Origin of the sequence: Streptomyces bungoensis, from assembly GCF_001514215.1 — a bacterium.
GTDB classification, from domain to species: Bacteria; Actinomycetota; Actinomycetes; order Streptomycetales; family Streptomycetaceae; genus Streptomyces; species Streptomyces bungoensis.
In genome coordinates, this window is record NZ_KQ948872.1 from 134,336 (window position 1) to 151,218 (window position 16,883).

Annotated in this window: 16 protein-coding genes, 1 pseudogene and 1 riboswitch; of the genes and pseudogenes, 9 read left to right on the forward strand and 8 right to left on the reverse strand. The window is 73.6% G+C overall.

The annotated features are described in order from the left end of the window. Positions 1-20: 20 nt before the first annotated feature. On the reverse strand, positions 21-959 hold the full coding sequence (locus AQJ66_RS31890; protein ID WP_061928875.1) for a M56 family metallopeptidase: 939 nt from the start codon (positions 957-959) through the stop codon (positions 21-23). 217 nt (positions 960-1,176) lie between these two features. Next, positions 1,177-2,394 (reverse strand): fumarylacetoacetase, encoded by a 1,218-nt coding sequence (gene fahA / locus AQJ66_RS31895; protein WP_061928877.1) that lies wholly within the window; start codon positions 2,392-2,394, stop codon positions 1,177-1,179. Between the two features lie 250 nt (positions 2,395-2,644). Here fahA and AQJ66_RS31900 point away from each other — a divergent pair, with 250 nt between their 5' ends. The 3 genes from AQJ66_RS31900 to AQJ66_RS31910 all read left to right on the forward strand — a co-directional run bounded on the left by AQJ66_RS31900 (position 2,645) and on the right by AQJ66_RS31910 (position 6,116). Beyond that, positions 2,645-3,916, forward strand: coding sequence for a carboxylate--amine ligase (locus tag AQJ66_RS31900; protein ID WP_061928878.1), 1,272 nt, complete (start codon positions 2,645-2,647; stop codon positions 3,914-3,916). Between the two features lie 45 nt (positions 3,917-3,961). Then, a complete protein-coding gene (locus AQJ66_RS31905; protein WP_061928932.1) occupies positions 3,962-5,164 on the forward strand; it encodes an FAD-dependent oxidoreductase in 1,203 nt (400 codons plus the stop codon). Between the two features lie 139 nt (positions 5,165-5,303). Continuing rightward, positions 5,304-6,116, forward strand: coding sequence for an HAD family hydrolase (locus AQJ66_RS31910; RefSeq protein WP_061928880.1), 813 nt, complete (start codon positions 5,304-5,306; stop codon positions 6,114-6,116). 87 nt (positions 6,117-6,203) lie between these two features. Here AQJ66_RS31910 and AQJ66_RS31915 read toward each other — a convergent pair whose 3' ends face one another. After that, entirely contained in the window at positions 6,204-6,692 is a 489-nt protein-coding gene (locus tag AQJ66_RS31915) for a transglycosylase SLT domain-containing protein (RefSeq protein ID WP_061928881.1), read from the reverse strand. Positions 6,693-6,710: 18 nt separating this feature from the next. After that, positions 6,711-6,890, reverse strand: a riboswitch (cyclic di-AMP (ydaO/yuaA leader). A gap of 525 nt (positions 6,891-7,415) precedes the next feature. On the opposite strand from AQJ66_RS31915, the gene AQJ66_RS31920 reads away from it, so the two are divergent. The 4 genes from AQJ66_RS31920 to AQJ66_RS31935 all read left to right on the forward strand — a co-directional run bounded on the left by AQJ66_RS31920 (position 7,416) and on the right by AQJ66_RS31935 (position 11,755). Continuing rightward, positions 7,416-8,426, forward strand: a complete 1,011-nt coding sequence (locus tag AQJ66_RS31920) for a polyprenyl synthetase family protein (protein WP_061928883.1) — start codon at positions 7,416-7,418, stop codon at positions 8,424-8,426. 237 nt (positions 8,427-8,663) lie between these two features. Next, a complete protein-coding gene (locus AQJ66_RS31925; RefSeq protein ID WP_061928885.1) occupies positions 8,664-9,875 on the forward strand; it encodes a LolA family protein in 1,212 nt (403 codons plus the stop codon). 34 nt (positions 9,876-9,909) lie between these two features. Beyond that, positions 9,910-10,884 carry an ABC transporter ATP-binding protein gene (locus AQJ66_RS31930; RefSeq protein ID WP_061928887.1) on the forward strand — a complete coding sequence of 325 codons (975 nt, stop codon included), beginning with the start codon at positions 9,910-9,912 and terminating at the stop codon, positions 10,882-10,884. Next, positions 10,871-11,755 carry an ABC transporter permease gene (locus tag AQJ66_RS31935; protein ID WP_061928889.1) on the forward strand — a complete coding sequence of 295 codons (885 nt, stop codon included), beginning with the start codon at positions 10,871-10,873 and terminating at the stop codon, positions 11,753-11,755. Before AQJ66_RS31930 ends, AQJ66_RS31935 begins: the two co-directional genes overlap by 14 nt. 6 nt (positions 11,756-11,761) lie before the next feature. Here AQJ66_RS31935 and AQJ66_RS31940 read toward each other — a convergent pair whose 3' ends face one another. Next, complete coding sequence (locus AQJ66_RS31940; protein ID WP_061928891.1) at positions 11,762-12,349, reverse strand: flavodoxin family protein; 588 nt, start codon at positions 12,347-12,349, stop codon at positions 11,762-11,764. Positions 12,350-12,544: 195 nt separating this feature from the next. Between AQJ66_RS31940 and AQJ66_RS31945 the strand changes: the two genes are divergently transcribed. Continuing rightward, positions 12,545-13,564, forward strand: a complete 1,020-nt coding sequence (locus tag AQJ66_RS31945; RefSeq protein ID WP_208611497.1) for a hypothetical protein — start codon at positions 12,545-12,547, stop codon at positions 13,562-13,564. 26 nt (positions 13,565-13,590) lie between these two features. On the opposite strand, the gene AQJ66_RS31950 is transcribed toward AQJ66_RS31945, so the two are convergent. From AQJ66_RS31950 to AQJ66_RS31960, 3 genes are all read right to left on the reverse strand, one after another. Beyond that, positions 13,591-14,058: a VOC family protein gene (locus AQJ66_RS31950; protein ID WP_061928893.1), complete on the reverse strand. Its 468-nt coding sequence runs from the start codon at positions 14,056-14,058 to the stop codon at positions 13,591-13,593. A 19-nt stretch (positions 14,059-14,077) separates the two neighbouring features. Beyond that, positions 14,078-15,037: an EamA family transporter RarD gene (rarD, locus tag AQJ66_RS31955; protein WP_079060542.1), complete on the reverse strand. Its 960-nt coding sequence runs from the start codon at positions 15,035-15,037 to the stop codon at positions 14,078-14,080. A gap of 145 nt (positions 15,038-15,182) precedes the next feature. Then, entirely contained in the window at positions 15,183-16,037 is an 855-nt protein-coding gene (locus tag AQJ66_RS31960; RefSeq protein WP_061928895.1) for an SDR family oxidoreductase, read from the reverse strand. A 92-nt stretch (positions 16,038-16,129) separates the two neighbouring features. Between AQJ66_RS31960 and AQJ66_RS31965 the strand changes: the two genes are divergently transcribed. Then, positions 16,130-16,534, forward strand: a complete 405-nt coding sequence (locus AQJ66_RS31965; protein ID WP_061928897.1) for a winged helix-turn-helix transcriptional regulator — start codon at positions 16,130-16,132, stop codon at positions 16,532-16,534. 13 nt (positions 16,535-16,547) lie between these two features. On the opposite strand, the pseudogene AQJ66_RS31970 reads toward AQJ66_RS31965, so the two are convergent. Continuing rightward, positions 16,548-16,883, reverse strand: a pseudogene (locus AQJ66_RS31970) (2-oxoacid:ferredoxin oxidoreductase subunit beta); the annotation flags it as partial.

The window sequence follows — 16,883 nt, forward strand, 5'->3', positions numbered from 1 at the left end:
CGCGGCGAGTGCCCCGGGGGTCAGGACAGGGCCGTCAGGCCCGGGGCGAACGTGATGAGCAGGGGCAGCAGGGGCACCAGCGCGGCCACCGTCGTCGTGAGCGCCCGGTGCCGGCGCAGCAGGCGCGGCGGCGGCGTGAGGAGGCGGTCCACGCGCTCGCCGAGGAGACGGCGGCTGGACGCGCAGGACAGCACGCCCCGGTGCTGGTTCAGCTCGATGAGGGCGAGGGCCGTGGTGAGGTGGCCGCAGCGGCGGGAGGCCGCGTCGTCGGCGGCCAGTTCGACCAGCCGGTGCGTCTGGTCGCAGAAGTGGGCGAACAGCGGGACGTGCGGGAACCCCGTGGCCAGCGCCGTGGACAGGTGCAGCAGCCAGTCGTGGTGCGCGCGGGCATGACCGCGCTCATGGGTGAGGACCGCGTCCAGCTGGTGGTCGGTGAGCCGCTGCAGGGCTCCGGTGGTCACGACCAGCTGGGGCGGGTGACCGGGCATCCACCAGGCGTCCGGGTACTCGTCCTCCAGCACCAGCATCGGCCCGCGCGCCGCGGGCAGCCCCGCGGGCAGGTCGGGCGCGCGCTCGCGCAGGTGCGCACGGGTCCGGCCGCGGCGCCGGCGGGCCTCGGCGAGCTCCCGGCCGAGCATCGCGGTCGTCCACGCGGCCCCGCAGGCCAGCAGCACGGTGAGCGCGGCGGCCCAGACCGGCGCCGCGGAGAGGTCGTAGGCGGCGGTGACGGCGGGCGGCGCGGGGGCGAACACGTGGTCGCGGACGGTGTGGAAGACGGCGGCCGCGCCGAGGACCAGCGCGGTCAGACAGCACAGCAGCACCGTGGCGACCAGGCACTGCCACGCCCACAGGGCGACGACGGGCTCGCGTTCGGGCCAGGCGGCCCGGGTCAGCGCACGCGGCGCCGGCACGGCGGCCGTCAGGGCCACGACGCTCAGCAGGAGCAGGCAGACGGTCATGCCGGGGCTCCGGTTCTGGTCCGAGGAGGGGTGCGGGTGTCGGGTGGTGCGGTGACGACGCGCCCCGGTGCGTGGGGGCGCGTCGCGTCGTGCGTGTCCCCGTCAGTATGACGGGGAAGGGGCGCACGAGTCAGGTGTCCGGCAGCGATCGCGCCGTCTCCGGCACACCGGCACCACCCCACGCCCCCTCGACGCACCACCGCGCCGCGGCAGCGTCTCAGCCGGAGACGACCCGCCCGCCGACCTCGCCCAGTCCGACCCGGCTCCCGTCCGCCCCCGGCGCCCACGCCGACAGCGTCACCACGTCCCCGTCCTCCAGGAACGTCCGCTTGCCGTCGGGCAGTTCGAGCGGGTCGCGGCCGTTCCAGGTCAGCTCCAGCAGGGAGCCGCGCTGGCGCTCCGCCGGCCCGCTCACCGTGCCCGAGCCGTACAGGTCGCCGGTGCGCAGCGAAGCCCCGTTCACCGTCATGTGGGCGAGCTGCTGGGCGGCCGTCCAGTACATGGTGGAGAACGGCGGCTCGGACACCACGTGCCCGTTGATCGCGACGGAGATCCGCAGGTCGTAGCCGCCGGGCTCGATCCCGGGCGCGGAGTCGTCCAGGTAGGGCAGCAGCGGGTGGGTGCGCTCGGGCGGCGCCACGCGCGCGTGCTCCAGCGCCTCCAGCGGGGTGATCCACGCCGACACCGAGGTGGCGAAGGACTTGCCGAGGAAGGGGCCCAGGGGGACGTACTCCCAGGCCTGGATGTCCCGCGCCGACCAGTCGTTGAGCAGGCACAGCCCGAACACGTGCTCCTGGAAGTCGCCGAGGGCGACCGGCCGGCCGAGGCCGGAGGGCGCGCCCACCACGAAGCCGACCTCGGCCTCGATGTCCAGCCGGATCGACGGGCCGAAGACGGGGGCCGGGTCGGCGGGGCCCTTGCGCTGCCCGGAGGGCCGTACGACGTCGGTGCCCGAGACCACGACCGTGCCGGAGCGGCCGTGGTAGCCGATCGGCAGGTGCTTCCAGTTGGGGGTCAGCGAGTCCTCCGCGTCCGGGCGGAAGATCCGGCCGACGTTCCGGGCGTGGTTCTCGGAGGCGTAGAAGTCCACGTAGTCCGCGACCTCGAAGGGCAGGTGGAGGGTCACCGACGACAGGGGGTGGAACAGCGGTTCGATCACCGTCCGGTGTGCCGGGACCGTGACCCACGCGGTCAGCGCGCGCCGCACGTCCGACCAGGCCGTGCGCCCGGCCGCCAGCAGCGGGTTCAGGGTGGGCTGCCCGAGCAGGGAGACGTACGGCGAACCGAGGGCGGCGGCCGCGGCGCCCGCGTCGAGGACGTGGTCGCCCAGCCGGACGCCGACCCTCCGCTCCGTGCTGCCGGAGGGCGAGAACACGCCATAGGGAAGGTTGTGCGGGCCGAAGGGGTCGCCCTCGGGGACGTCGAAGGGGGGCATGGGGTACTGCCTCACTCTCATCCGGGCCATGCATGGCGATGCGTTCCATGTGGTCGCGGCACACGTTACGTGCGAGTCGCCCGTCTTGGGCAGTGCCGCAGGGGGCGTTCGAAAGGTTGCCCGGACACGGCCTAAAGAGTTCGCAATGTCCGTATAAGTCTTGTCGGAGCGGGCAATTCCGGCTTAGCGTCCTTCGGGGGGACGCGGACGGGGTGGGTCCGGTCCATAGGGGGGACACGTGGGGGGACCCGTGGCCGTGAACCGCGCCGGTGCGCCGGTGGAGGCGGACCGTGACGTGCCGGGCCTGATCGTCAAGTTCGGCGACTACCCGCTGCACCACGGCGGCGTCGGCGCGATCCGCAGCCTGGGCCGCCTGGGCGTCCCCATGTACGCCATCACCGAGGACGCCTACACCCCGGCGGCCTCCTCCCGTTACCTCACGCGGGCGTTCGTCTGGCCGACGACCGGCGCCGAGGAGCCGGCCCGCCTGGTCGAGGGCCTGCTGCGCATCGGCCGCCGGATCGGCCGCCCCGCCGTCCTGATCCCGACGGACGAGGAGGCCGCCGTCCTGATCGCCGAGCACCAGGGCGAACTGGCCGGTTCCTTCCTCTTCCCGCCCGTCGACCCCGCGCTGCCGCGCCGGCTGGCCAGCAAGCAGGGCCTGCACGAACTGTGCGCGGAGCACGGCGTGGTCAGCCCGTCGGCCGCGTTCCCGGAGTCGTACCAGGAGGTCGTCGCCTTCGCCGACACGGCCAGGTTCCCGGTGGTCGCCAAGAACCGGGAGGCGTTCGTCCGGCGCAGACGCCCCGCCGTGGGCGGCACCACGCGGATCGCCACCCGCGAGCACCTGCTCGCCCTCGCCCGCGACTGGGGCGAGCGACCCGGCGTCATCCTCCAGGAGTACCTGCCCCGGGAGGAGGCCGAGGACTGGATCGTGCACGCCTGCTTCGACGCCGACTCCGCCCCGCTCGCCCTCTTCACCGGCGTCAAGGTCCGCTCCTGGCCGCCGCACGCTGGCATGACGGCGCACGCGTACGTCGTCGACAACCCGGAACTCGCCGACCTCGCCGCACGTTTCGTCGAACAGATCGGCTTCAGCGGCGTCGTCGACCTCGACCTGCGCTTCGACCGGCGCGACGGGCAGTACAAACTCCTCGACTTCAACCCGCGCACCGGCGCCCAGTTCCGGCTCTTCGAGAACGAGTCGGGCGTGGACGTCGTACGCGCGCTGCACCTGAACCTGACCGGCCGCCCCGTTCCGGAGGGCGAACAGCGCGCCGGCCACCGCTACATCGTGGAGAACATCGACCTGCCCGCCCTCCTCGCCTACCGCCGCAGCGGCTACACGACGCCGCACGCGCCGGCGCGGGCGAGCGGGACGGAGCTGGCCTGGCTCGCGGGTGACGACCCGCTGCCGTTCCTCACGATGCTCGCCCGGTTCGTCCGCCCGGGCGCGAAGCACCTCTATCAGCTGTGGCGGGCGGCCCGCCGCGGCAGCCGATCCGCCACAGCCACGAAGTAGGCAAGGCCACGAAGGTGGCACACCGTGTTCCTGGGGAGGGACTTCGTGATTCGACCGGTTGCAGTCATCGGGGCCGGGCCGTTCGGCCTGTCCACCGCCGCCCACCTGCGGGCGCGCGGCATCCCCGTCCGCGTCTTCGGCGACCCCATGGTCAGCTGGCGCGACCACATGCCCGAGGGCATGCTCCTGAAGTCGACCCCCGCCGCCTCCAGCTTCGACTGCCCGCAGCCCGGTCACACGCTCGCCGACTACTGCGACGCGGCCGGCGTCCGCCGGCTGGTCACCGACGAGGACATCATCCCGGCGGACACCTTCGTCGCCTACGGCGAGTGGTTCCAGCAGCGGCTGCTCCCCGACCTGGAGCGCGTCCGCGTCGTCTCCGTCGACCAGGCCCAGGGCGGCGGGTTCGACCTCAAGCTGGACTCGGGGGAGCAGTTCACCGCGCGCGCGGTCGTGGTCGCCACGGGCCTGTCCGGCCTCGCGCACCTGCCGCCGGAGCTGGCCGGAGCGGCGGCCGACGGCCCCGCGCCCACGGGCCCCGTCTCGCACAGCTCCCAGCACCACGACCTCTCCCGCTTCGCCGGCAAGGAGCTGATCGTCGTCGGGGCCGGCCAGTCCGCGCTGGAGACCGCGGCCCTCGCGGCCGAGGCCGGCGCGCGGGTGCGCGTCGTCTCGCGCGGCCGCGGCCGGGTCGCCTTCGGCGCCCCGCCCTGGGAGCAGCCGAGGTTCCGCCCGGAGTCGCCCTTCGGCCGGGCCTGGTCGCTGTGGGCGCTCAGCCACCACGCCGACCCGTACCGCTTCCTGCCCGAACCGGCCCGGCACTACCTGGTCCGGCGGGTCCTCGGCCCGCTGGGCGCCTGGTGGCTGCGCGACCGCTTCGAGGGCGCGGTCCAGGTCCAGGAGGTGCGGCGGGTGCTCGGTGCCGACGCCGGGGACGGGGCCCCGGGCCTCACCGTCCGCACCCACGCGGGCCGCACCGAGCGGCTCGGCGCCGACCACGTCATCGCCGCCACCGGCTACCGGGTGGACATCGCCGCGATGGACTTCCTCGGCCACGAGTTGCGCACCCGGCTCGTGGTGAGCAGGGGCGCTCCCCGGCTCGGCGCCGGGTACGTCTCCTCCGTCCCCGGCCTGTACTTCACCGGCCTGCCGGCGGCGTCCTCCTACGGCCCGGTGATGCGCTTCGTGTGCGGCACGGAGTTCGCCTCCCCGCGGCTGGCCAGGCACCTGGCGGCCGCGCACGGCTGACACCCGGCGCCGGGCAGCGGTCGCCCGGCACCCCGGCCCGCCATCCGGGAGGGTACGGACGCCACTTGCGCCCGGGCAGCACACAAGTCCGGGAAGAGCGGGGTGAGTCGGCGGGCCCCGCCCTCCGTATTCTCTGATCATGGCCGCACCCCCCGCATACGCCCTCATCGCCACCGACCTGGACGGGACGCTGCTGCGCGGCGACGACACCGTCTCCGACCGCTCGCTCGCCGCGCTCCGGCGGGCGGCGCGGGCCGGTGCCCGGCACCTGGTGGTCACGGGCCGGCCGGCCCCCCGGGTGCGGCCGCTGCTGGAGAGCCTCGGCTGCACGGGGCTCGCCGTGTGCGGGCAGGGGGCGCAGGTCTACGACGCCGCCGCCGGCCGCCTGCTGTGGTCGGTGCGGCTGGAGCGGGAGCCGGCCGAGACCGCGCTCGGCAAGATCGAGGCCGAGGTGGGGCAGGTGTACGCGGCCGTCGACCAGGACGGCGTGGACGGGCTCACGCTGATCGAGCCGGGGTACCGGATGCCCCACCCGACCCTGCCCGCCGTGCGGGTCGGGCGGCGCGACGACCTGTGGCGCCGGCCCATCAGCAAGGTGCTGCTGCGCCACCCCACGCTCTGCGACGACGAGTTGGCGGCGGTCGCACGCTCGGTGGTGGGCTCGCTGGCGACGGTGACGATGTCGGGGCCGGGCACGGTGGAGCTCCAGCCGTGCGGGGTGACCAAGGCCACGGGGCTGGCGCTGGCCGCCGGCCACCTGGGCATCGCCCCCGGGCGGGCCCTCGCCTTCGGCGACATGCCCAACGACATCCCGATGTTCGACTGGGCCGCGCACGGTGTCGCCATGGCCGACGCCCACCCCGAACTCAAGGCGGTCGCCGACGAGGTCACCACGACGAACGAGGACGACGGCGTCGCCGTCGTCCTCGAAAGACTGTTCCCGGCCGGCTGACCGGACCGACCGACCGGACCGACCGACCGGACCGACCGACTGACCGGGATATCAGTAGCGGCCCGCCGCGGCCGCCCGCCGGACCCGTCAGTAGGCGCCGAACACGTTGTCGATCGACCCGTAGCGCGCGGCCGCGTAGTTGCAGGCGGCGGTGATGTTCGCGACCGGGTCGTAGATGTTGTAGGCCGTTCCGGCCACGTGGTACGCGTTGAACGTGGGGTCGATGACCTGAAGCAGGCCCTTGGACGGGATGCCCTTGGCCGCGTTGGAGTCCCAGAGGTTGATGGCGTTCGGGTTGCCCGACGACTCGCGCATGACGTTGCGGTAGATGCCGTTGTAGGTGCCCGGGATGTGCTTCTCCGCCATGATCGCGAGGGACTCGCGGATCCAGCCGTCGAGGTTGTTCGGGTACCCGGCCGGGGTGGTGGAGACCGTCGTGGCGGCCGGGGTGGCCGCGGAGGCGCTGGTGGCGCCGACGAGCGGAAGGACGAGCACGGCGGCGCCGGTGCCGGCGACGGCGAGCGTGCGCAGCAGGCGGGTGGTGCGGGCGCGGCGGGGCTGGGCGGCAGCAGGCATGGCGGCAGCAGGCATGGCGAAGTTCCTCTCCGTCGCCTGCGAGGTGAGCTGTCGGGTTCGGGCGGGGAGGTGCCCGGCCGCGCCCCCGTGAGGAGGCACGGCTTCACCCCTAGCCGTTCCGGCACGGCGTGTGCCGGCCGGTCCGGCGGCTTACCTGGGTCCCCCGCTCCTGCCGTACGGATGCGTCCGTCGATGGGTGATGCCAGACGCGGCAGGATTCGGCGTCCGTCTGGCGTGGCGGGAACGTATGCGAGAGCACATGTCGGGAACAAGTAGCGGATTCACACAACGAGCTGGTTGATCTTGTTGTGAGGCATTTGGCCCGCTTGATCCTTTGCGGTTGCCAAGGCTCAACTCGCCGACGGCGCAAGGCGGGGACGCGGTGAGGGGCGCTCCGGCGCACCGGTGGGGTGCGTGACCCACTTCACGAAATAGCAAATTACTCTAAGTCGGGCATGGGCGATTTGCGAATCCGCGCACCGGCCGACGCCGCAGGTCGGGCGGCGTCTCGGGCGCGCCTCGTGCCGGTGTGCTAAGCCAGTGGATATGCCCTCATACCGCCCGATCGAAAACATAACGGTCGTGATCCGATACCGCCCGGGCTGGACCGGTGGGCGCTATCGGTGATCGAAACAGGACCGGATACGCTGACTTGAGTGAGGGCAGCGACCTATCGACAAACCCCGTAACCGCCAGCAGACACCAGCAGACAGGAGACCCCTCGTGACCGTCGTCGGGCCGTTCGGGCTGAGCGTGCGGGACCAGGCTCTGGAAGCCGATGTCCAGGCCGGATTGACGGCTGTCGAGGAAGGCCTGCTCGAGGCCACCAAGAGTGAGGTCCCGTTCATCACGGAGGCCGCCCAGCACCTCGTACGGGCGGGCGGGAAGCGGTTCCGTCCGCTGCTCGTGATGCTCGCGGCGCAGTTCGGCGACCCCTACGCGCCGGGCGTCGTCCCGGCCGCCGTGGTCGTGGAGCTCACCCACCTGGCCACGCTGTACCACGACGACGTCATGGACGAGGCGTCCGTGCGGCGCGGTGTGGCCAGCGCCAACACGCGCTGGGGCAACTCCGTCGCGGTCCTGACCGGCGACTTCCTCTTCGCCCGCGCCTCCCAGATCCTCGCCGACCTCGGCCCGGAGGCGGTCCGGGTGCAGGCCCTCGCGTTCGAGCGGCTGGTCACCGGCCAGATCCTGGAGACCGCCGGCCCCTCCGACGGCCGCGACCCGGTCGAGCACTACCTGGACGTGCTCGGCGGCAAGACGGGCTCCCTGGTGGCGGTGTCCTGCCGGTTCGGCGCGATGATGTCGGGCGCCGACGAGACGGTCGTCGACGTGCTCACCCAGTACGGCGAGCGGCTCGGGGTCGCCTTCCAGCTCGCCGACGACGTCCTGGACATCGCCTCGGACTCCCACGAGTCCGGCAAGACCCCCGGCACCGACCTGCGCGAGGGCATCCCGACCTTGCCCGTCCTGCGGCTGCGCGAGCGGGCCGCCCGCCTGGGCCTGCCCGAGGACGCGGCGCTGTGCGAGCTGCTGGACTCCGACCTCACCGACGACGCCCGGCACGCCGAGGCGCTGGCCGCGCTCCGCGCGCACCCCGCGCTGGAGCAGGCCCGCCGGGACACCGTCCGGTACGTGGAGGAGGCGCGGTCCGCGCTCGCCCCGCTGCGGGAGTGCGAGGCCAAGACGGCGCTGCTCGAACTGTGCGACGCGGTGGTGCACCGCGCCGGCTGAGCCGGCCCGCTCCCCGCGCGCCCCGGGCGACCCCTACGGGTTGCCCCGGGTACCGCCCCCGCGTGTCATACCGCAGGCGTACGCGGAGTTGCCTCCGAGGGCTGACGCTTCCTGACGGACCATTTGGTGAGATGGAAACCACGGAAATCACCAATCCTCACCGATTCGGGTGAGAATGGCGGCTCAGGTGGACCAGTGTGGGTGACAGCCGCCGCCGACGACGGAGGTAAGGCACAGATGGCACCGTACGAATCCGACGACGCAACGGCCGCCGCGCAGGCGGAGGACGCGCCCTCCGGACGCCGCAAGGCCGCCCGGTACGCGGTCCCGGTCGCGGTGGTGGGGGTGGCGGCGGCCACGATCGGGCTGGTCCCGGCGCTCGCCGACTCAGGCGACCCCGCCCTGCCGAAAATCACCGCACAGCAGCTCATCGACAAGATCGCCAAGTCGGACGTGCAGCGGCTCTCGGGCACGGTCAAGGTCAGCACCGACCTGGGTCTGCCCAACCTCGGCGGCCTGGAGAGCACCCTGGCCTCCGGCGCGGCCCGGGGCGGCGACGGCTCCTCCGCGGACCCGAAGTCGCACCTCACCGAGCTGGTCTCCGGCACGCACACCCTGCGCGTGGCGGCCGACGGCCCGGACCGGCAGAAGCTGTCGCTGCTGGAGAGCGGCGCCGAGTACAGCATGATCCACGACGGCAAGGACGTCTGGGGCTACGACAGCAAGACCAACGAGGTGTACCACGGCACCGCGGCCGCCTCCGCAGGCCGGCACCGGGCCGCGCCGCCCGCCACCCCGAAGGACTTCGCCGACGAGGCCCTGAAGGCGGTCGACGGCACCACGTCCGTGACCGTCGACGGCACCGCGCAGGTCGCCGGACGCGACGCCTACAAGCTGCTGATCAAGCCGAAGCAGTCCGGCACCACGGTCGGCGCGGTCAGCATCGCGGTGGACGCGAAGACGGGCATGCCGCTGAAGTTCACGCTGACCCCGCGCAGCGGCGGCGCCGCCGTCCTCGACGCGGGCTTCACCCAGGTCTCCTTCGCCCGGCCCGCCGCCTCCACCTTCGACTTCACCCCGCCCAAGGGTGCGAAGGTCACCGAGGAGAAGGACCGGCGCGCTCCCCAGGCGGGCGGCGAGGACTTCGCCAAGGGCCTCGGCGGGGCACACGGGCCGCAGGGGGCGCACGGGCCGAAGGTGCTCGGCAAGGGCTGGACCTCCATCGCCACCTTCGACACCGGCGCCAAGGGCGGCGTGCCGAGCGGGTCCCGGGGCGGTCAGCTCGGCGGCTTCCTCGGCTCGCTCGGCGACCAGGTCTCCGGGAAGTTCGGCAAGGGCACGGTCTTCTCCACCCGCCTGGTCAACGCCCTGATCACCGACGACGGCAAGGTGTACGCCGGAGCGGTCACCAAGGACGCGCTGGTGAAGGCGGCCGACCAGGGGAAGTGACCCTGCGCGGGCCGAACGAGTCGAGGGGGAGCCGATGGACGCACCGTCCGCCACGGAGCGGCGGGGCGATGACGGGCCGGCGCCCGTCATCGCCACGCGCGGCCTGACCAAGCGCTACCGCGGCGGACAGCTCGCCGTGGACGGTCTGGACCTGACCGTCCCGGCGGGCAGCGTCTTCGGCTTCCTCGGCCCGAACGGCTCCGGCAAGACCACCACCATCCGCATGCTGATGGGCCTGATCGCACCGACCTCGGGTACGGCCCGTGTCCTGGGCCGGCCCATGCCCAGGGCCACCCGCGCCGTCCTCCCGCAGGTCGGCGCGCTGATCGAGGGCCCCGCCCTGTACGGCTTCCTCTCCGGGCGGGACAACCTGCTGCGCTACGACGCCGCCGACCCGACCGCCGACCCGCGCACCCGGCGCGCCCGCGTCGCGGCCGCCCTGGACCGGGTGGGTCTGACGGCCGCGGCGGGCAAGAAGGCCAGGGCGTACTCGCTCGGCATGAAGCAGCGCCTGGGCCTGGCCGCCGCGCTGCTCCAGCCGCGCCGGCTGCTCGTCCTGGACGAGCCCACCAACGGCCTCGACCCCCAGGGCATGCGGGAGATCCGCTCCCTGGTGCGGGAGTTGGCCTCCGACGGTACGACGGTGTTCCTCTCCTCCCACCTCCTCGACGAGATCGAGCAGGTGTGCACCCATGCGGCGGTGATGACCCGGGGCCGCCTGGTCACCCAGGGCTCGGTGGCCGACCTGGCGGCCGGGGCACGCGGCCGGCTGGTGGTGCTCACCCCCGACCCGGGCGACGCGGCGCGAGTGCTGAAGGAGCAGGGCGTCGGGGACGTCGGCGCGGACGGCGACCGGGTCACCGGCGAGCCGCCCGAGCGTGACCTCGCCGAGGTGACCGCGGCCCTGGTCACGGCGGGCGTACGGGTCCGCGGGCTCACGGTCGAACGGGCCTCCCTGGAGGACGCGTTCGTCGCACTCACGGGGGAGGGCTTCGATGTCGCGGGCTGAGGCACCACCGGCACCGGCCGGACGCCGGCCCCGTGCCCTGTGGACCTTCGGGCTGCTGCGCAGCGAACTGGTCACCACCCTCCGCCGCTGGCGCACGCTCGCGCTGCTCGGGGTGCTGGCGGCGGTGCCGGTCCTGGTCGGCATCGCGGTGAAGGTCGAGACTCGGGGCGGCTCGTCGTCGGGTCCGGACGGCGGCGGGGGACCGGCGTTCATCGCGCAGATCACCAACAACGGCCTGTTCCTGGTGTTCACGGCACTGGCCGCGACCCTGCCGTTCTTCCTGCCGATGGCGGTCGGCGTCGTCGCGGGCGACGCGATCGCCGGCGAGGCGGGCGGCGGCACCCTGCGCTATCTGCTGGTCGCCCCGGCCGGCCGCACCCGCCTGCTGCTCACCAAGTACACGACCGTCATGGCCTTCTGCCTGCTGGCCACCCTGGTCGTGGCCGTCTCGGCGCTGGCCGTCGGGGCGCTGCTGTTCCCGCTCGGCGACCTCACCACCATCTCCGGCACGCGCATCGGCTTCGCCGACGGACTCGGCCGGGCCCTGCTGATCGCGCTGGTCGTCGCGGCCTCACTGGTCGGCGTCGCCGCCCTCGGCCTGTTCGTGTCGACCCTCACCAACAGCGGCATCGCGGCGATGGCGACCACCGTCGGCCTGCTCATCACCGTCCAGATCCTGGACCAGATACCGCAGCTGCACGCGCTGCGGCCCTACCTCTTCCCGCACTACTGGCTGTCCTTCGCCGACCTGATGCGCGACCCGGTCTACTGGGACGACCTGGTGAAGAACCTGGGACTCCAGGCGCTGTACGCGGCCGTGTTCGGCTCGGCGGCCTGGGCGCGGTTCACGGCGAAGGACATCAGCGCGTAGCGCCTCTCAGGCGGCCTGGTGCGGGAAGCGGGCGAGCGGCGGCTCCTGCGCGAAGAACGTCTTCGCGCGCGCCAGCGCGCCGGCGTCGTTCCGTACGTCCCCCCGCGCGCTGCCGTTGCCCAGCAGCACCCCGCCGAAGCGCATGCCCAGGTAGGCGGCCGAGTGGTGGAGCATGCCGGTGAGGGGCTCGGCGACCGTCGGTTCGCGGTCCGCGAGCGCCGTCACCCCCCACAGGGTGCGGCCGGCCAGGGTCTCCCGGAAGTCCACGCCCGGGGTGCGCAGCCAGCCCGACCAGTAGTCCAGGTAGCGCTTGGTCAGGCTGGAGACGGAGTACCAGTACAGCGGCGAGGCGATCACGATGTCGGTGGCCGCGAGGGTGGCGTCGAGCAGCAGGCCGGTGGCGGCGTCCGCGGGCGGCCGCACGTGGTCGGCGTCCCGGCGCAGGTCGGTGAAGTCGGGCAGCGGGAGCTCGGCGAGCCGGATCCAGCGCTGTTCGACGTCACCGGGCAGCTGCTCGGCGGCCGTGCGGGCCAGCAGCTCGGTGTTGCCGTCGAGGCGGGCGCTGCCCAGGACGAAGAGGAAGCGGCGGCTCATGGGTCCCCCAGGAGGAGCGATGTCGTACCGCGAATAAAGGCGCATGCATCATATGCACACACAAGCACTTTCCTCCAGGGTCGCGGCTGATGCGAGGCTGTGACGTCTCGGTTACGCGCGAGGCGGGCGGAGCGGACAGACTGGTCGGTAGGACGCGTACGACCGGATCGTGACGCCGGGGGAGTGAGGGAACCGATGTCTCGACTCAGCTTCGAGAAGAAGCGGGCGCAGCAGCCCGCGGCACACCCCGCGGTGGTGCACGTCCGCGTGTCCGGCGCCGGCAGCGCGTCGGTGGGAGGGACGGCGGTGACGGCGGCGCCGGGCCAGGAGATCCAGCAGGCCGTGCTCGACCACCTCCAGCGCCTCGCCATCAGCCTGGGCGCCCCCATACGCGCCACGATCCACGACGACCGCGTCGGCTGCGTCGTCCCGCTCGAGGTCTCGGCGGACGGCTCCAGCCGGGTGGCGGGAGAGCCCGCCCGGGTGGCCCCGCGTGCCGCGCCGGGCGTCGTACAGGCTCCCACCGGGCAGTTCGGGCCGGCGCCCGTCATGGACCTCCCCTCGCCGCGGACCGCCGTACCGGCCGTGCCGGCTCCCGCGACCGCGCGGGACCGCGAGGCGGCCGCCCCGGCCCCCGCCCCCCTGCCCGACCCCGAGTCCACGCCCGCCGCCGCCTCCACCCCCGCCCGCGGTTTCGACGCCGTCGCCGAGGAGGTGCTCGGCGACGAGCCCGTGACCGAGACCGCGGAGGGGGCCGAGCTGCTCGCCGAGCCGATGCGGCGGATCAACGCGGCGGTACGGGACGGCCGTATCGAGGAGGCGGCCGGGCTCGCCGACCGCACCGTCGCCGAAGCCTCCGCCGTGCTGGGCCCCCGCCACGCCGAGGTGCTGCACCTGCGCGAGCTGACCGCCTACATCGCCTACCTGGCGGGCGACCCGGTCCGCGCCTGCGGCCTCTCCCTGGACCTAGCCCGGCTCCGCCGGCAGGCCCTGGACGCGGAGTCCGCCTACGGCAACGTGCAGAGCGCGGCCACCGCCTGGCGCGCGGTGCGCGACCCCGAAGAGGGACTGCGGCTGGGCCGGGACCTGATCGCGCTGTGGGCGGACCTCGCCGCGGAGCCGGGCCCCGCGGCCGGCGACCCGCGCCCCCTGGAGTCCGCGCGCGCCCGCATGGTCCGCCTCACCGACCGCGCGGCGAAGGCGGCGCGGGCGTAGGCCGGTGCAGGGTGCGTCCGGTGCGGCTAGTGCACGCAGAACTCGTTGCCCTCCGGGTCCGCCATCACCACCCACTGCCCGGCGGGCTCCTCCACCTCCCGCACCACCCGCGCCCCGAGGGCCGTCAGGCGCGCCACCTCCTGCGCGCGCCGTCCGTCGCCGGGGTGCAGGTCGAGGTGGAGCCGGTTCTTGCCGGTCTTGGCCTCCGGGACGCGCTGGAACAGCAGCCTGCGGCCCAGCCCGGTACCGGAGTCCGGGTCGTACGGGTCGTCGGGGTGCCGCACGGCGATCAGGTCGCGGAAGGCGGGGCGGCCGTGGTACTCGACGGTCGCCTGCCCGGGCAGCGCGCCGAGGGACAGCAGGCGCTCGACGAGCGCGCTGTTGTCCTCGGCCTCGTAGCGCAGCGCGGCGGCCCAGAAGTCGGCCTGGGCGTGCGGGTCGGCGGCGTCGATGACGAGCTTCCAGTGGACCGCGGCGGAGGTCGGTGTCGGCATGCTCCCACTTATAGCGGTGTCAGGCCTCCACCGGGGTGGAGTCCGGCGCATCGACGCGGGGCGCGCCGAGCATCGCGGCGGCCGTCCGCGCCCGGTGCGCCGAGTGCAGCGCGTTCCACGTGAGCAGGCCCAGCGCCACCCACACCAGTGCGAAACCGGCCCAGCGCTCGGGCGGCATGGCCTCGTGGAAGTAGAGGATGCCGAGCAGGAACTGGAAGACGGGCGCCAGGTACTGCAGCAGCCCCAGCGTGGACAGGGGCACCCGGATCGCCGCGGCGCCGAAGCAGACCAGCGGCAGCGCCGTGACGAGGCCGGTCGAGGCGAGCAGGACGGAGTGCCCGGCGCCGCCCGTGGTGAAGGTGGACTCGCCGTGCGCGGTGAGCCAGAGCAGGTAGCCGAGCGCGGGCAGGAACTGGACGGCGGTCTCGGCGGCCAGCGACTCGACGCCCCCGAGGCCGACCTTCTTCTTCACCAGCCCGTAGGTGGCGAACGAGAACGCGAGGCACAGCGAGATCCACGGCGGGCGGCCGTAGCCGACCGTCAGGACGACGACGGCGGCGAAACCGGTACCGACCGCCGCCCACTGCACCGGCCGCAGCCGCTCCTTCAGGAGCAGCACGCCCATCGCTATGGTCACCAGCGGGTTGATGAAGTACCCGAGGGAGGCCTCGACGACGTGGCCGGAGTTCACCGCCCAGATGTAGACGCCCCAGTTCACGGTGATGACGGCCGCCGCCACCGCGACGAGCGCCAGCCGCCGGGGCTGCCGCAGCAGCTCCCCGGCCCAGGCCCAGCGGCGGACGGTGAGCAGGGCGGCGACGACGAAGGCCAGCGACCACACCATGCGGTGGGCCAGGATCTCCATCGCCCCGGCGGGTTTCAGCAGCGGCCAGAACAGCGGGACCAGTCCCCACATGCCGTAAGCGGCGAAACCGTTCAGCAGGCCTGTCCGGTGCTCTGCCTTGGATGTCCCGGCCACGGGGCCCCTCCTTCTCGCCTCACCCTGCGCGTCACCCGTACGCGCCACAGAGAAGGTAGCGCCGCCCACCCCCGCCTGTCATGCCCGTATCGCCATACGGTCATGACAGGCGGGGTGGAGGTGCCGGAGGGCCCGCGCCGGGGGCTCAGCCCTTGAGCGCGGTGGTGACGGCCTCGGCGAGCGGGGTCGTCGGGCGGCCGGTGAGGCGGGAGAGGTCACCGGAGGAGACGGCCAGCTCGCCCCGCTCGATCGAGGCGTCGACGCCGGCCAGGACCGCGGCGAACGGCCCGGGCACCCCGGCGCCCGTCAGGATCTCCTGGAGGGCCTCGACGGAGACGGGGCGGTAGGCGATCTCCCTGCCGGTCTGCCGGCTCAGCTCGGCCGCGTACTCGGCGAAGTTCCACGCCTCGTCGCCGCCCAGTTCGTACGTCGTGTTCTCGTGGCCCTCGCCGGTCAGCACGGCGACCGCGGCGGCCGCGTAGTCGGCGCGCGAGGCCGAGGACAGGCGGCCGTCGCCGGCGGCCTGGACGACCGCGCCGTGCTCCAGCACCGGGCCCAGGTTCTCGGTGTAGTTCTCGTGGTACCAGCCGTTGCGCAGCAGGCTGTACGGCAGCCCGGAGGCGAGCAGCGCCTCCTCGGTGGCCCGGTGGTCGTCCGCGAGCGCGGCGGTCAGGGTGCCGGGGGCGCTGGTGTAGGCGAGCAGGGCGACGCCCGCGGCCCCGGCGGCGTCGATGACGACCCTGTGCTGCCGCACCCGGTCCTTGTCGAACTCGTTGCCGGAGATCAGCAGGACCTTGTCGCCGGCCGCGAACAGGCCGTCGAAGGTCTCGGGCGCGTTGTAGTCGGCGACGGCGATCCGGACCCCGCGGGCCGCGAAGCCGGCGGCCTTCGCCGGGTCGCGCACGACGGCGGTGATCCGCTCCGCCGGAACCTTCTCCAGCAGCTGCTCCACGACGTGACGGCCGAGGTGTCCGGTGGCTCCGGTGACGACGATGCTCATGACTCGGTTCTCCTTGTGGGGGTGCGTAGGACACTCACCCTAGGAGTGGCGCTAACTGAAAGAAAGTACCCACTTTGAAGTAAGGTACTGGCATGGCAGTAAGCAAGCAGGTCGCCGAAGCCGAGGCGCTGTGCCCCTACCGGCTCGTCCTCGAACACGTCACCAGCCGCTGGGGCGTCCTGGTCCTGGTCGAGCTGCTCGAGCGGCCGTACCGCTTCAGCGAGCTGCGCCGGGCCGTCAACGGGTACACGGGCCGGGGCGTCAGCGAGAAGATGCTCACCCAGACCCTGCAGACCCTGGAGCGCGACGGCCTGGTCCACCGCGACGCCAAGCCGGTCATCCCGCCCCGCGTCGACTACTCGCTCACCGCCCTCGGTCGCGAGGCCGCCGAGCAGGTGCGCGTTCTCGCCCGGTGGACCCACGACCGCATGGACGAGGTGGAGCAGGCCCGCCGGGCATACGACGAGGCCCGGGACGCGCGGTCCCGGGCCTCGTGACAGCCGTACCGGCTCAGCCGACGACCGTCCAGGTGTCGCCGCCGGCCAGGAGGGCGGCGAGGTCGCCCTTGCCGCGCTGCTCGACCGCGGTGTCGAGCTGCTCCGACATCAGCGTGTCGTACACCGGCCGCTCGACGGAGCGGAAGACGCCGATGGGGGTGTGGTGGAGGGTGTCGGGGTCGGCGAGGCGGGAGAGGGCGAAGGCGGTGGTGGGGGAGGCGGTGTGCGCGTCGTGGACGAGGATGTGGGCCTCGTTGTCGGGTGTGACCGTCACGACTTCCAGGTCGCCGGTGCGCGGGTCGCGGAGGACGCCGCGGGAGCCGTCGGCGCCGAAGCGGATCGGCTGCCC

Bases quoted from the DNA above. Each gene is read 5' to 3' on its own strand.
- AQJ66_RS31890 (WP_061928875.1), bottom strand. From the start codon at position 959: ATGACCGTCTGCCTGCTCCTGCTGAGCGTCGTGGCCCTGACGGCCGCC.
- fahA (WP_061928877.1), bottom strand. From the start codon at position 2,394: ATGCCCCCCTTCGACGTCCCCGAGGGCGACCCCTTCGGCCCGCACAAC.
- AQJ66_RS31910 (WP_061928880.1), top strand. From the start codon at position 5,304: ATGGCCGCACCCCCCGCATACGCCCTCATCGCCACCGACCTGGACGGG.
- AQJ66_RS31915 (WP_061928881.1), bottom strand. From the start codon at position 6,692: ATGCCTGCTGCCGCCCAGCCCCGCCGCGCCCGCACCACCCGCCTGCTG.
- AQJ66_RS31925 (WP_061928885.1), top strand. From the start codon at position 8,664: ATGGCACCGTACGAATCCGACGACGCAACGGCCGCCGCGCAGGCGGAG.
- AQJ66_RS31930 (WP_061928887.1), top strand. From the start codon at position 9,910: ATGGACGCACCGTCCGCCACGGAGCGGCGGGGCGATGACGGGCCGGCG.
- AQJ66_RS31935 (WP_061928889.1), top strand. From the start codon at position 10,871: ATGTCGCGGGCTGAGGCACCACCGGCACCGGCCGGACGCCGGCCCCGT.
- AQJ66_RS31940 (WP_061928891.1), bottom strand. From the start codon at position 12,349: ATGAGCCGCCGCTTCCTCTTCGTCCTGGGCAGCGCCCGCCTCGACGGC.
- AQJ66_RS31945 (WP_208611497.1), top strand. From the start codon at position 12,545: ATGTCTCGACTCAGCTTCGAGAAGAAGCGGGCGCAGCAGCCCGCGGCA.
- AQJ66_RS31950 (WP_061928893.1), bottom strand. From the start codon at position 14,058: ATGCCGACACCGACCTCCGCCGCGGTCCACTGGAAGCTCGTCATCGAC.
- AQJ66_RS31960 (WP_061928895.1), bottom strand. From the start codon at position 16,037: ATGAGCATCGTCGTCACCGGAGCCACCGGACACCTCGGCCGTCACGTC.
- AQJ66_RS31965 (WP_061928897.1), top strand. From the start codon at position 16,130: ATGGCAGTAAGCAAGCAGGTCGCCGAAGCCGAGGCGCTGTGCCCCTAC.